Consider the following 14,889-nt stretch of genomic DNA (forward strand, 5'->3'; position numbering starts at 1 on the left):
TTTAGTCTTTTGAGAGTGGTAAGTATACCGCAGATGGAGACAGTACATCCCTATCTTGATTTTCATTGCATCAGAGAGCACGTTTCCGACAATTTCCCATGTCTTTTTGTTTAAAGTAGTACAATAACGCTACCACAATTGCTAAAAAACGGATATCTGTTATCGCTTTTTGCCAATCTTGGTAGTGGAAAATACTGATTTTCGCATTGCGAAAATCGTTTGCAGGATTTAGGTTAAAAACATTTTGTTTCTTTACTCCTGCCCCATGTTGATCTCCAATAGATTTTTCGGCTAATTTGTCCAGTTTCCAGGCAAGGATGTCTTCCTCAATTTGTCTGCCACATTCTTCAGCGTCAAATCTGTAAAACCATTTTTTGAATGTTGCAAGCGCTGAATGGCTAAGAACAACCATTAAGCCCATTCATTGGGAAGATTGTGCTTTAGTGCTTGATACCTATGAAAAGAAGAAGTATTTAATGCAGGGATGGTAAATGAGTATGCTGACAGGATGAATTTTTGGTAACACTTTAGTTTTTTGAAAATTGATACACATATTTTAGCTCAATATGGGTGGCACGGACAAACTCCGTTTGTCCGTGCCACCCAAAACTAAACTGCAACATATTTTCAAAAAGCTAAATTGTTACAATTTTTGAAGGCTTGAAGGCTTATAGAGAACAAGGGAAAACCAAGGGGAACAGATAACGGTTAGTCATAAACAGAGGGGGAAAAATTGAAGGAAGGAAAAAAAGAAAAGATTTCTGAAATGGTAGAGCATTTTGCAAGGGAATACCTCTCGCTGGGTGAAGATATTGAGCATAAGCAACAACTCTTAAATAGCGCTGCTACCGCATGGAACATAGCCTGCTTAAATGAACAGAAACGAGAAGAGGCAATAGAGAAATATCTGAAGGAATGGAAAAGGCTCAATCCTGCCAATGGAAAAGATATGTTGAAAGCAGTGGAAGAAGACCTTCGTTTATTGATAAAAAGAAAACTTGAATTATACCCGGATATCAAAAAACAAATAATAAACGTACACATTCAGGATGAACATGGGAAGAATCGCATTACGGTAGCATCAGTTACTTTGAAATAAATAAAAGTTTTCCACATGATCAAAGTCGGTACATCAGGCTTTTCCTTTCCCTATTGGGTACGCAACATTTCTTAAGAATGGGGAGGGGCATTCCCGATTTTTTGTTAACTAATTGTACATTGTACCACAAGCATCCTGCTTGTGGTATTTTACTCTCATGGTAGAATGGGGTCACATCTGGACTATTGACAATATTTACATGATATGTGTAATGTGAAACAATGGCAAGACAGGCAAGCATAGAAAAGGAGATGATATCCATGTGGCAAAATGGCTTTTACAGAAAAAACTAAGGGGGTTACTTTTATGGAGGTTTTCAACCCACACGACAAATTCTTCAAAGAGACATTTTCCATACGGGAGAATGCAATCGATTTTCTTAGCGGTACGTTTCCTCCTGAAATTTTAAAAAAGCTGGATTTAGCTACTTTAACGCAGGATAATAATTCATATATCGACGAAGAACTCAAAGAACATTTTTCAGACATTGTATACACCTGTTTCTGTAAAGACAAAGAACTCCGGATAACCCTTTTATTCGAGCATAAGAGTTATGCCGTACCATGTCCATATCTGCAGTTGATGAAATACCTTTTAAAGATATGGGAAGCAAATAGCAAGTAGGCGCAAAGGCTCATACCGGTAATTCCGGTGATATTGTATCACGGTAAAGAAAAGTGGAAAGTCAGAAGGTTCAGAGACTATTTTGAAGGGATAGACGAGGTATTCCACAAGTTTATACCGGAATTTGAATATCTGCTGACTGATCTGAGTTTCTACAGTAACGAGGAAATAAAGGACAAGGTATTTAGAAGGGCATCCCTTCAAATATCCATGTTATTAATGAGGAACATATATAATGATACGGTTCTGGAAGACAAGCTAAAGGGATTCTTTGAAATAGGGAGGCAGTATTTTGAAGAGGGTGAAGGGTTAAAGTTTCTGGAAAGTGTGATCAGGTATTTGTACTATGCGTCGGATATAGAGGAAGAAAGGGTAATAGATACCCTAAAAGAGATATCGGAAGAAGGAGGTAGATTAAGCATGACAATAGCAGCCAGATTAATAGAAAAGGGCAAAATAGCCGGTAGGATGGAAGGCAGAGCGGAAGGTGAGAGGAAGGGGAGGATGGAGGGTCTGATAGAGGCGATAGAGATAGGTTTGGAACTAAAGTACGGAGTTGAAGGTCTAAGGCTTCTGAAGCGTATCGGGAAAATAGCAGCGATAGAGAAGCTGGAGTCAATAAAGGAAGCGGTGAAAATATCGAAGAATTTGGAAGAAATTGAAAAACTGCTCTAACAAGAAAAAGGTAACATTTTAGTTCTTTGAAAAATCCCAATAATCCCGAAGGGATGAAATGATTATAGAAATTATGCGAAAAACCCGTAATTAACCCCGAAGGGGTGATATAATTTTATCTGTGTTACCTTTCATAAAACACCTAACCGTGGCGATTATGTCATCCCTTCGGGATTAGGCGTGGTTTTACTGTGTTTTCTATAATCATATTACCCCTTTGGGGTTATCATTTTTCCCTGGAATTTTTCAAAAAACTAAAGTGTTACAGCAAATTCCATGACAAATAACAATGAAAACGAAAAGGTTCTCATGAATTCTTCATCCGTTTCACTCCATCAGAATGATAAAAAGTCAATAAGGTGTCATTCCCCGCAAGGCAATAAATCCGGCGTTATCGCCTCCATTATCATACCGGTTTTCAATAAAGTCGAATATACAAAGAAATGTCTTGAAGCGTTATTCAAAAATACTCCCGGTGATATCTCTGAGATTATTGTAGTAGATAATGCATCCTCTGATGAAACTCCGGAGTTTTTAAAGCGCATGATAAATAAGCTGGAGGTCATTACTAATCAGGAAAACATGGGCTTCACTAGTGCCTGCAATCAGGGTGCAAAGATTGCCAAAGGCAATTATCTGGTGTTTCTTAACAACGATACTGAACCACAACCAGGCTGGCTGGAATCGATGGTAAAACTCGCAACATCCGACAGCAAAATTGGGATTGTGGGATCAAAACTTGTATATCCTGACGGACGTTTGCAGGAAGCCGGGGGCATTATATTCAGTGACGGCAGCGGCTCAAACTTCGGGCGCGGAGGCAATCCGTACGGAGAGGGTTTCAATGATGCCTGTGAGGTTGACTATTGTTCCGGGGCATGCCTGCTTGTACGAAAGGAGCTATTTGAAAATATCGGGGGAATGGACTCTCGGTATAGTCCTGCCTATTATGAAGAAACCGATTTGTGCTTTGCGGCAAGGGAAAAAGGATATACCGTTATGTATGCACCCAATTCGGTTGTTATACATCATGAATCAATAACCGCAGGAGACGATACTTCTTCCGGTTTCAAAAAATATCTTGAAATCAACAGGATTAAGTTTGTTGAAAAGTGGAAAGACGCCCTTACGCTTCAGGACCCTCCCCTGCGGGAAACGGGGATGCGTCCTGTTACCGCTGACAGAAAATGGCTTGGAAGAAGACACCTGCGGATATGGCCGTTCAAGAGTCATGAAAAACGGAACGGGAAGGTGTTGATCTTTTTGCCTCATAATCCGTTTCCGCCCAGAACCGGAGCGCATCGTCGTACTCTTTCCATTGTCGAGGCGTTCTACAGTATGAACTACGATATTACCCTGTTCGCTACAAAGATCTATCCTGACAATGAATGGCCTGAACAACTTGTTTCCGAAATGAGGAAACGGCGTATACAACTGTTTCTGTATGACGGTACAGCCAGTGATAAGAAATACATCGAAGAAAAGAAGGCGCTGAAAAAGAATTTTGTCGAATCGGGCATATTTACACCACCGGGTTTATGCCATGCATTGAGCGAGGTATGCCGTTCATTCGATCCTGATGTTGTCTGGGTCAACTATTCATATTATGCCGGTCTTGTAAGGAATACCGCCTTTTCGTCACGTATAAAACTGATAGAGGTTCATGACCTTGTGACTCTCAACAGGAAAATGGCCGATGCCCTTTTGGTGGATTTCAAAAACCAGAATTATGAACAAATTGCCAATATAGACTACTTTAGCAAACGGCAGTTATCAGCGGATGAATCTGAATACAAATATTATGACCTGTTTGACGGCACAATTGCACTTTCTGTATTTGAGCGCAATTGCATAAAGGCCAATACGGGACAAACAAAGCCGTTTTATATACCTATGGCTTATGAGCCGCAGCGCCTGAATAATACGTATTCCGGCTCACCCCTTTTTGCTATCGGTGACAATCTCTTTAATATGCAGGGGTATGCCTTTTTCGCGATGAAAATACTGCCCCGGTTGTTGAAGAATGAACCGCAATTTGAATTGCAAATAACAGGCGACGGCTCAAAACAGATACCATCAACCACTGGCATCCGTTCGAGAGGGTTTGTTGATGACGTCTCATCATTGTATCTGCATACGCCATTTACCATCTGCCCGCTTATCGGGGGCACCGGACAGCAGATAAAGATTGTGGAGTCTATGGCATACGGGGTGCCTGCGATAGCTCTTGCAAATATAGCGGCAAGCTCGCCGATAGAACATGGCGTCAACGGTTTCATAGCGGCAAACGAGGATGAATTCGCGAACTATGTAATGACGCTTTTCAGAGACCGGGATCTCTGCCGGAGGATGGGTGAGGCAGCCCGCAAAAAAATAGAGGCAGCCTTTTCCAAAACAATGCTGACCGGTACAATCCAAAATATAATTACTTACCTGAAGGCCGAAAAGTGTATGAAAAGGTTGAACCAATTCAAATCCTCTTTCAATGAGCAGTTCTGGAATCGGAACTACGAACGCGCATCCACGCTTCTAATCCGGTGTGCTCCCGCTATAGGGGACGCCTTGTATCTGACTGCTATCGTCATGGAGATAAAGAAAAGATATCCCCATATCCGGATTTATTTGTCAGGAAATCATGTTGTAGAAGCCGTATTTCGTGGACATCAGGCCGTCTCCGCCTTTGTGCCGGATATTGCCAATAAAATTTCCGTCCCAAAAACCGACATTATAATCGATTACAATAACGTTATTGCCAACCTGCCTGAATATTACAACGGCATAGGCCTAATGGACATCATGGCAAACATTGCAGACGTCAGGCTTGGACAAAGGGGAATCATATATACCATCACACCGGAAGAACGAGAATGGGCGCAAAAGGAGGTAAGGACATTTTCACCGCCAGGCGGCATGCTCATTGGCCTTCATTTTACCACTGATAAGGATATCAAGAGAAGTTATCCCCACGGGGAAAAGGTAATCTCGCTGTTGAGCAGGCAATTTGACGGGGCACGGTTTATCCTGTTCGGGAAGGATCCTCTTGCTAAGGAAAATCCTCTCGTTTATGACTGTACGTCCCGCCAGATTTCTTTAAGAAATCAGATCGCCATTTCTTCACATTGTAATGCATTCATAACCATCGATAGCGCATTTTTCCACATCGGACACAATTTTTGCTGCAAACCAACACTTTTAATATGCGGCCTTACAAGCCCTGAACTGTTAGGTAATCCTGCAACTGAATGTTTTACTCCAATACGAAATGAAGCACTCCCGTGTCTCTCATGTTACTGGAGAACCAAATGTAATATAGAATGTATGAACAACTTACTGCCGGAAGTGATCGTTGATGCATTTAAAAAAATGATGAATGATTCACCTAAAAAATTAAAATGGCAGCCATCATTGGAAACTGTTGAGGCCGGGATTTCACCAAATGAAGATTATGAACAAACGATTATCCGCAATCTAGTGAGTAAGAAAAAACCAATAAGGCTCGTATTGGATGACCCCCATCGTGTCTTGCCAGAGTATGTTGAGGAATGGAATGGGGTTGTAATAAAACGTGATTCCGGTAAAGCGGCTGCGGGCAAACCTGGCATTGTCTGGGAAGGCTCGCAGTTTGTCACTCACTCCCTGGCGCTTATTAACAGGGAACTCTGTTTACAACTTATCAGGGACGGCTACGAAGTTTCTTTGCTCCCTTACGAACCCGATCAGTTCGGTACTGAGGCTGACCCTCGTTTTAAAGCGCTTGCTGAGTGTATTAACAAACCGCTTACCGGCAAGATCGATATTCACGTCCGACACCATTGGCCGCCAAACCTTACCCCTCCACAGGAAGGACACTGGGTAATTATTCAACCGTGGGAATTTGGCAGCCTGCCTGAAGAATGGGTACGGGTATTTTCAGCACAAGTAGATGAGATGTGGGTACCCAGCAAGTATGTTCGACAGGTCTATATTGAAAGCGGCGTTCCTGCCGAAAGGGTTGTTGTTATACCAAACGGCATTAATCCTGAAAGGTTTCATCCGGATGCGAAACCGTATCAATTGACAACAAAGAAGAAATTCAGATTCTTATTTGTAGGCGGCACGATCTATCGAAAAGGCATCGACCTACTCCTGCAGGCATATCTCGAAACATTTAAGGATTCGGATGACGTCTGCCTTATCATAAAGGATATGGGGGGAAACTCGTTTTACGCAGGCCAAACCTTCCGGGAAGAAATCGAAAGGATACGACAGGCGAAAGGGGTCCCTGAGGTTGAATACATTGAGAAAATACTGTCCGAAGATGAAATCGTCGGGCTATATACCGCCTGCAATGCCTTCGTCCATCCATACCGCGGGGAGGGGTTCGGTTTGCCGATTTTAGAGGCAATGGCGTGCGGCATACCGGCAATTGTTACGAATGGCGGCGCCTGCCTCGACTTCTGCAATGAAAACAACAGTCTGTTGGTACAGGCAAACAAAAAGATATCAAAAGAGAAGAGGGTGGGAAACAGGCCAACGGTTGACAATCTGTGGTTTTACGAGGTCGATATTAATGACCTGAAGGCAAAGATGCGTTACGCCTATGAACATCCCGGGGAAATACGAACACTGGGGAAAGAAATTAGCCCTGATATCCGTAACAATTGGACATGGGAAATGTCGGCAAATAAAATCAAAGAACGTATCGAATATTTGAGAAAAGTACCTGTACTTCGTTATACCAAAGACAACCTCTGTCGCCAAACATCCAGTATTTCTGGAGAGATGGAATTATTGAACAAGGCAGATGGGTTATTTCAGAAAGGTGCATATCAGGAGTCCATTGACGCCTATAAAAGAGCCATAGAATACCATCCCGTTTTTTTCGATGCATATAATAATCTTGGTCTTGTTTATGCGAGCATTGATAAACCGGATGAGGCGATTTCAATTCTTAAAAAGGCTATTGAGTTAAACGGCAAAGAAGCCTCTGTGTTCAATAATTTAGGCGTACTCTATTACAAGAAAAAGATGCACGGCGAAGCAAGGCGCTGTTTTGAAAAGGCATTAGCGATAGATGCCGGCTATAAAGAGGCACGACAAAATCTTGAAAAGGTAGCGAAGCTTCTTTCTTAAGGTTGTACTTTATACCAATGGAACCGTAACAATTTAGTTTTTTTAAAAAGTAGGGGGCGAAGCATTTGCCCGTTTGGGTATGAACGCATTTATGTCAATTTATAGCAAATGCTTCGCCCCCTACATTATATATTGTATAGAAGTTGCATGTCGAAAAGTTTTTTGGACAACTGAATATGTGAATATTGTTTAGCACGGGCCTGGATGTTGCCTTAATCCGCACCCCCCATGCTCTCACATTGTATTTGACATTGTAGCCACATTATTATAAATTGTATACATGTCTTTTAATGCTGCGATTTTTCCGCTATTATAGCAGGGGGTACATTATGCAGAATGTAATAAAAAAAGTTGCAAAACATTTCAGGCTGGATGAAAATCTGATTAAGGACGCACAAAAGATACTGAAAACGAAGACAGAAACGGAGGCTATAGAAACAGCGCTCTCCGAGGTTATCTACCAGGAAAAGATGAGAAAGTTTATTGAACGAACAGGCGGTAAGTTTTATTTCGAGGGACTAAATGAGGCAAAAAGCAGTTCTTGATACATCTTTTCTCATTGAGCATTTCAGGAAAGGTACTGTTCAGGATATATTTATAAATCTGAATAAGTATTATCACATCACATTCAGCGCTATAGTTTTGATGGAATTGCTTTCGGGGTCTTTTGACAAAAAGGAACAAAAGCTCATCGAACAGATAAAAAAAAATTTCACAGTAATAAGCGTAAGTGAAAAACAATGGTATGCCACAGGAGATGTAATGCTGAAATTAAGAAGAGACAAAAAGATTGATTCCTTAAGAATTCGCAATCTTCTTGCCGATATCCTTATTGCTGTATCAGTAAGAGACATTGGAGCTATTCTGGTGACAAAGAATGAAAAGGATTTTAAGCTGATAAATGAAGTATTGGATTTCAGATATTTGGCTGTTTAAGAATGAAATGATGAATAATATTAACCTTAAACCCTTCCGATAAAAAGCATTCAATGCTTTTCTCCTTCATTTTCTCCGGAGCATATGGTAAAATTTTTGAATGATTTCCTTTCTCAATCCGCTTTTATTATTTGGCGTCCTGGGCGCTTGTATACCTGTTATCATCCACCTCTTCAATAAAAAGAAGGCGATATCCCACAGATTCGCGGCGATAGATTTCTTACTCCAATCCAATAAACGTATCTATGTAAAGTTCAAACTCCGGCAGTTGATACTCCTTATTCTACGGGCATGTTTGTTTGCCTTTCTTGCCATGGCACTTGCCAGACCCTTTGTCAAAAATATTGGCGGCGGTAACGACGGAAAAAATCCCACCAGTAATGTTATCATTGTTGATGATTCTTGCAGTATGCAATATGCGGAAAAAGGCAAGCCCCTTTTCCATGCTGCCAAAAATACGGCAAGGAATATTATCGGGCAATTAACGAAGGATGATAAGGCGGCCGTCATTGGCTGTTCGCTGGCAAATTCAATGATTGTGCCTGAACTTGAATATGATAAAGAAAACCTCCTTACTGTCATCGAAAATTTACGCCCCGGGTATTCAACCACACATATTACGTCCGCCCTGGACAGGGCAATTGAAATATTAATGTCCGATGAAACGCCCATTAAACAGATATTTATTATTACCGATTTAACACGAAATGGTTGGGACCTTAAATGGTTTCATGACGGGCAGCAAAAATTGCAAAATAATATCACCGGCGTTCACATAATAAATGTGTCGGAAGGAAAGGACTACGGGAATATTGCTGTTACGGGACTGGAATTTCAAAACAATGTGTTCAATAAGAGCGGAGACGTGTATTTTAAGGCAACAGTTTCTAATTATTCGCCGGTAAAAATAAAAAATCTGTTAGCGCAGGTATATGTAGACCAAAAAAAAGTGGTACAGGGATTTTTCAATATTGAGGCGTATTCTCAGGAAGTAAAAGAATTTAGCTTCAAGGTGGAGAAGGGCAACCACTTTGGCTGGATTGAAATACCCGAAGATAATTTAATCGCTGATAATAAACGATATTTTGCCATCAATGAGGAACAAAAACTTGATGTGTTGTTAATTGACGGAGACCCCAAAACAAATATCTATGAAAGCGAAACATTTTATCTGGAAAAAGCCTTAAACCCGGCGCGTGGACACGTTTCCTCGCTCAAGCCGGTCATTTGTTCAATACACGAAGTGGAGGGTATGGTATTTGAAGATTTTGACATCGTCTTTTTGTGTAATGTTGAAATGCTGCCCTATGAAAAGATCGAGGAGTTGGAAAGATTTGTAAAAGACGGCGGGGCGGTCGTTTTTTCACTCGGCGATAAGGTAGAAGGCAGTTATTACAACAATTCATTTGAGGCGCTGCTTCCGCACCGGCTTTACACAAAAAAAATCTTTACCGGGAATGTACTGATTACCGAGGAACAGCCGCTTAGTCTAAAGATATCCGGGGTAATGCATCCGGCAATGCGTTTTCTATCCGAAACGAATATTAATATGTTGACATCGGTCAGCTTTCATCAGGTTTTTTATGTAGAGCCCGCCCCATTAGAAGGAGCGAAAACGGTGCTTTCCTTTTCCGACAATACTCCTGCCATTGTTGAAAGGCAGGTTGGCAAGGGAAGAGTGGCGCTCATTGCCTCCTCTATCGACAGAGATTGGACAGACCTACCGGTAAAACCTCTTTTTGTCCCTCTTATTCAGCAGCTTTGCCGGTATATATCAGGCAGTACTACAGGTGAAACCAAACAAGAAATTCTTGTGGAGCAAAACTGGCAATTTCCAGCCCCATACGATGTCGGCAATTTGGAAATAACCAATCCCGGGGGGGTAAAAACCCTTTTACCGCCACAAGTGATTAATAATGAAAAATATTTTGTTTATCATGAAACCCATTTGCCGGGCGTGTATTCGTTTCTTATCAATGATACATCGCAACAGCAGAACCTTTTTTACTTCCCGGTAAATGTTGACGCATCAGAATCCAATCTTGAAAAGATCAGTGAAAAAGAGATTACCGCGCTTATGGGAGAAACGAATGTGATGGTAAGGTCTTCCAGTTCAGGCGAGCGGCGTGAAGTGGTTCGGGGTGAAGCGAAAACGACCCTCTGGGGCGTTCTCTTGTTGCTCGCGCTCGGCATTCTTGTGGCGGAATCATTTGTTTCCAGAAAATGATGGGTAACAATAACCGCACCAGCCAGCCAATGATAGGGCAAGCATTAATCCTTCGCAAAAATTTCTTTGCATTTTTGGCAAGGTATTTAATAGTGAAATCCGAAACAAATGCTAATGACAAAATGATTTGAAATTCTAAACGAATGCATCTTATGGAAGAAAAGAATGAAGGATGAATTTGGAAAGAGTAGGGCAATTCTCAAATTTATCCCTCAGCCTTCATCCTTGTTTGTTTCTGGCCTGCAACTTTCGTTGTTTATTACCCCGGTTAACCATCTTGTTTTGCAGATGCTTTTAAATCGTTTAGTTTTTTTGCAAAACGAGACTTTTTTCTGCTTGCATTGTTTTTATGCAAAATGCCTTTTGCCGCGCCTTTGTCCATTTTCTTTACGGTCAGGCTATATTCAGCTTCGGCGGCCTGAATATCCTTGCTTTGTAATGCCGTTAAAAACTTTTTTACCTGGGTCTTTAACGCGGTTTTCCTTGACTTGTTAATTAAATTGCGAGTCTCATCCTGCCGCAGTCTTTTTTTTGCAGAGCTTGTTGTTGGCATTACACCCTCCCTATTCTTAACTTAAATACGAAAGAAAAATAAATTATTTTGATTTTCACAGGAATATACTTTATTTAACTCATAACATAATGTCAATAGTAAAACACTGGAAAATGTGTAGTCAAACAAATAGGATTGCAAAAGCCGGAGATTAGAAGTCAGAAGTCAGACACCAGGCTTCAGACCGCCGACCTCTGATCTCTGATCTCTGTTAAGCATGCGTTTTACCATTAAATTTCCGAAAAAACCTGCAAAAAGAACGATAATGTATAACGATGTAAAAATATCTTGACACAAATTGTTCATCCTGTTTAAATTTTTCTTATTTTCAGAGGTATCCTAATGGCCAAGTCTAAAACAAACCTGGTAATCGTTGAATCGCCTGCGAAAGCTAAAACCATAAGTAAGTTCCTCGATGCTTCTTTCTTCGTGAAATCCTCCATGGGTCACGTACGGGACCTTCCTGCGAAAAAACTCTCCGTAGATATTGAAAACGACTTTACCCCGGAATATAAAGTAATTCCCAGTAGAGAAAAATTAATTAAGGAATTAATCAGCGATTCCAAAAAAGCCAGCACGGTTTATTTAGCCTCCGATCTTGACCGTGAGGGAGAAGCGATTGCGTGGCACTTGTACAAGGTGTTGGATATCCCCCCTGAAAAAATACGCCGCGTTACCTTTAACGAAATTACAAAAGACGCTATCCAGGAAGCCTTTAAACAATATGGCCCTATCAATATGGAAAAGGTAAATGCGCAACAGGCCCGAAGAATACTTGACCGCATTGTTGGCTATAAAATAAGCCCTCTCCTGTGGAAAAAAATTGCTAAAAGATTAAGCGCAGGCCGTGTTCAATCCGTTGCAGTCAGACTTATCGTAGAACGTGAGAAAGAAATCAACGAATTTAAACCCCATGAATATTGGAAAATAACCGCAGAGTTAAAGACCATCTCCGGGGATAAAAAATCTGACGACATAAAACCCTTCAAAGCCCTTCTGCAAAAATTAGAAGACAAAAATATAGAAATAAAAAATGAACAGCAGGCAAAGGAAATTACCGAAAAACTGCAGAATGCATCATTTATTATCACAAACATAAAGAAACAAACAAAACGCAATAATGCGCCCCCGCCATTTACTACAAGCCTTTTACAACAACAGGCATCTACTCGTTTGCAATTCAGCGCAAAAAAGACCATGTTGATTGCGCAACAACTTTATGAGGGCATTGATGTTGGCGCTGATGGTCCTGCGGGATTAATCACCTATATGAGGACAGATTCTTTTCATGTATCAGACCATGCATTAACGTCATGTAGAAATTTTATCGAAAGCAATTACGGGAAAGACTATCTCCCTGAAAAACCCAATATATATGCCTCTAATAAAAAGGGCACCCAGGGCGCACATGAGGCAGTAAGGCCGACATATCTGGAATATACCCCTGAATCCATAAAGCAGTTTCTTACAAAGGACCAGCATAAACTGTATGAACTTATATGGAAGAGATTCGTTGCAAGCCAAATGAAACCGGCGCTGTATGCGATTACTGACGTGGAAATCACTTCCAACCGGTATATTTTTAAGACAAGGGGCAGGGAACTCTTATTTGACGGGCATACACTTATTTCCGGGCACGAAGTTGACCGGGAGGAGCAAATACTGCCTCCACTGGAGAAAGACCATGTTCTTGAATTAATACAACTTTTGCCAACACAACACTTTACCCAGCCTCCGCCGCGTTATTCAGAAGCGTCTCTGGTAAAGACTCTCGAAAAAATGGGGATAGGAAGGCCAAGTACCTATGCCACGATTATTTCAACTATTCAGGACCGCGGATATGTGAAACAGGAGAAACGCGCTTTTTATGCAACCGAACTGGGGATATTGGTTACCGAAAAACTGATAGAACATTTTCAAAAAATAATGGATGTAAATTTTACGTCACACATGGAAGATGAATTGGATAAGATTGAGGAAAAAAAAATTGATTGGCTGACCGTGCTGAAGGAGTTTTACGAACCCTTTAAGATTGATTTGGAAAAAGCTATTGGTGAAATGAAAAGCGTAAAAGGAACCCCGGAGGAAAGCGACCGGATTTGTAATCTATGCAGTAAACCCATGGTAATCAGATGGGGAAGGCATGGGAAATTCTTTGGTTGTTCCGCATTTCCGGAATGTAAAAATACGATGCCATTAGACGAAAAAGGGGAGGCAGCGCCTCCGGAGACGTCTGATCAGGCTTGTGAAAAATGTGGTAGCCCTATGATTATTAAAACCAGTCGCCATGGTAAATTCATGGCTTGTTCGGCATATCCTAATTGTAAAAACACAAAATCTCTGACGGGAGAAACCACAAAGGTTGAGCCAACAAACGAAAAATGTGAAAAATGTGGAAGTCCGATGGTCATCCGGTTCAGCAAAAAAGGTAGATTTATGGGATGCTCCGGCTATCCCAAATGCAGAAATATAAAATCCCTCCCTACGGGTATAAAATGCCCAAGAGATGAATGCGGTGGAGACTTAATACAGCGTTATTCAAAAAAAGGCGGCATATTCTTCGGATGCAGCAAATACCCTGATTGTGATTATATTTCAAAGGAGCTGCCTATTGCCGGCGAAGAACCAACAAGTGAAAATGAAACAGACAGTTCAAATAAATAAGGCATATCGCCAGAGATAAATCTGTTTTGGGAAAACATTACAGGATACGATGTACGATTTACGAGGTACGATTTAAAATCCCAAATCCCAAATCCCAAATCGTAAGCCGTAAGTCGTACTTCGTAAATAATTTTACGAGTATTGATATTTTTACCTTTTTAATAAAGAAGTATTATGAAAAAAACCAAAGGGCAAATAGAGGCTGAAATTAGTGAAGCGATCATTAAATTCGAAAAAGAATACATGGGTAGGGGACCATTGGAAGCAAAAACCTATATTGTTGATGACTTGGTTTTGGTCAGGCTAAAAGGCGTTCTTACAAAAGCAGAGTACCAGCTTGCCAATCCCGTAGATATTGCCAATGGAAGAACATTGATAAAACAGATGAGAATTGCCTTGTTGGAAAAAGGGCGGCCGCTTTTGGAAGCTGTTGTGGAATCCATTACAAATCAAAAAACAATAAGCTTACATACCGATATCAGCACCAGAACAGGAGAAAAAGTTGTTTTATTTACCCTCGATTCTCCGCCAAAGCTGGAGTAAAAAGAAGTGCAACACGATAATTTCAAGAGAAAAACGGGTTTTTCCACCTGCCGCAAAACGCCTTTGTGACCATGCCTGCCCATAATAAAATTCGTAAAGGGATATTCCATTTTGGCGCTATTATTTTTTCTTGACTTCATAGAATTTTCATATAGCATCAGTATACTTTTAAGCCGATTTCGGGGCAGAAACTTGAGGGGCGATTTTTTTTATCGTCTGTCAATGGATAGGCCGCACAATGACAAAGCAATATCGTTGTGCGGCTTTTTTTGTTTCTCTACCTGCGATATTTAAATTAAGACAGGCAAATATAGTCGAATAAATCTGTTTTTCGAAAAACATTCTGGGTAGGGGCGAAGCATTTGCCTGCATATAAGAGAGAGACGTAAAATGCTGTACATACGCCAACCCCGCTATGTTGAAGGAGTTATACTGTACGCAGGCAAATGCTTCGCC

Annotated in this window: 10 protein-coding genes and 1 pseudogene; 8 read left to right on the forward strand and 3 right to left on the reverse strand. The window is 41.0% G+C overall.

The features are described from left to right. Nucleotides 1–70: 70 nt before the first annotated feature. Nucleotides 71–412, reverse strand: a complete 342-nt coding sequence (locus tag QZT26_RS12045; RefSeq protein ID WP_295102410.1) for a hypothetical protein — start codon at nt 410–412, stop codon at nt 71–73. Between the two features lie 321 nt (nt 413–733). Between QZT26_RS12045 and QZT26_RS12050 the strand changes: the two genes are divergently transcribed. From QZT26_RS12050 to QZT26_RS12075, 6 genes and pseudogenes are all read left to right on the forward strand, one after another. Next, entirely contained in the window at nt 734–1,099 is a 366-nt protein-coding gene (locus QZT26_RS12050; protein WP_099324607.1) for a hypothetical protein, read from the forward strand. Between the two features lie 306 nt (nt 1,100–1,405). Beyond that, nucleotides 1,406–2,398: pseudogene (locus tag QZT26_RS12055) on the forward strand (Rpn family recombination-promoting nuclease/putative transposase). Nucleotides 2,399–2,674: 276 nt separating this feature from the next. Continuing rightward, nucleotides 2,675–7,510, forward strand: coding sequence for a glycosyltransferase (locus QZT26_RS12060; protein ID WP_295102413.1), 4,836 nt, complete (start codon nt 2,675–2,677; stop codon nt 7,508–7,510). A gap of 329 nt (nt 7,511–7,839) precedes the next feature. After that, a complete protein-coding gene (locus tag QZT26_RS12065) occupies nt 7,840–8,055 on the forward strand; it encodes a type II toxin-antitoxin system VapB family antitoxin (RefSeq protein WP_157820424.1) in 216 nt (71 codons plus the stop codon). Further along, nucleotides 8,033–8,446: a PIN domain-containing protein gene (locus QZT26_RS12070; protein ID WP_099324603.1), complete on the forward strand. Its 414-nt coding sequence runs from the start codon at nt 8,033–8,035 to the stop codon at nt 8,444–8,446. Before QZT26_RS12065 ends, QZT26_RS12070 begins: the two co-directional genes overlap by 23 nt. A gap of 100 nt (nt 8,447–8,546) precedes the next feature. Further along, complete coding sequence (locus QZT26_RS12075; protein WP_295102418.1) at nt 8,547–10,673, forward strand: BatA domain-containing protein; 2,127 nt, start codon at nt 8,547–8,549, stop codon at nt 10,671–10,673. A 268-nt stretch (nt 10,674–10,941) separates the two neighbouring features. Here QZT26_RS12075 and rpsT read toward each other — a convergent pair whose 3' ends face one another. Continuing rightward, complete coding sequence (gene rpsT, locus QZT26_RS12080; RefSeq protein ID WP_099324601.1) at nt 10,942–11,226, reverse strand: 30S ribosomal protein S20; 285 nt, start codon at nt 11,224–11,226, stop codon at nt 10,942–10,944. A gap of 342 nt (nt 11,227–11,568) precedes the next feature. Between rpsT and topA the strand changes: the two genes are divergently transcribed. Both topA and QZT26_RS12090 read left to right on the forward strand, forming a co-directional pair. Beyond that, complete coding sequence (gene topA, locus QZT26_RS12085; RefSeq protein WP_099324600.1) at nt 11,569–13,890, forward strand: type I DNA topoisomerase; 2,322 nt, start codon at nt 11,569–11,571, stop codon at nt 13,888–13,890. A gap of 174 nt (nt 13,891–14,064) precedes the next feature. After that, the gene (locus QZT26_RS12090) at nt 14,065–14,433 is read left to right on the forward strand and encodes a DUF2294 domain-containing protein (RefSeq protein ID WP_099324599.1); all 369 of its coding nucleotides are present in this window, start codon (nt 14,065–14,067) and stop codon (nt 14,431–14,433) included. A 219-nt stretch (nt 14,434–14,652) separates the two neighbouring features. Here QZT26_RS12090 and QZT26_RS12095 read toward each other — a convergent pair. After that, nucleotides 14,653–14,889, reverse strand: a 237-nt coding sequence (locus QZT26_RS12095) for a hypothetical protein (RefSeq protein WP_295102422.1), incomplete at its 5' end; no start/stop codon positions are given.

It is taken from the genome of uncultured Candidatus Kuenenia sp. (assembly GCF_900696675.1).
Classification (GTDB): domain Bacteria; phylum Planctomycetota; class Brocadiia; order Brocadiales; family Brocadiaceae; genus Kuenenia; species Kuenenia stuttgartiensis_A.

Bases quoted from the DNA above. Each gene is read 5' to 3' on its own strand.
- QZT26_RS12045 (WP_295102410.1), bottom strand. From the start codon at position 412: ATGGTTGTTCTTAGCCATTCAGCGCTTGCAACATTCAAAAAATGGTTT.
- QZT26_RS12060 (WP_295102413.1), top strand. From the start codon at position 2,675: ATGACAAATAACAATGAAAACGAAAAGGTTCTCATGAATTCTTCATCC.
- QZT26_RS12065 (WP_157820424.1), top strand. From the start codon at position 7,840: ATGCAGAATGTAATAAAAAAAGTTGCAAAACATTTCAGGCTGGATGAA.
- QZT26_RS12070 (WP_099324603.1), top strand. From the start codon at position 8,033: ATGAGGCAAAAAGCAGTTCTTGATACATCTTTTCTCATTGAGCATTTC.
- QZT26_RS12075 (WP_295102418.1), top strand. From the start codon at position 8,547: ATGATTTCCTTTCTCAATCCGCTTTTATTATTTGGCGTCCTGGGCGCT.
- rpsT (WP_099324601.1), bottom strand. From the start codon at position 11,226: ATGCCAACAACAAGCTCTGCAAAAAAAAGACTGCGGCAGGATGAGACT.
- topA (WP_099324600.1), top strand. From the start codon at position 11,569: ATGGCCAAGTCTAAAACAAACCTGGTAATCGTTGAATCGCCTGCGAAA.
- QZT26_RS12090 (WP_099324599.1), top strand. From the start codon at position 14,065: ATGAAAAAAACCAAAGGGCAAATAGAGGCTGAAATTAGTGAAGCGATC.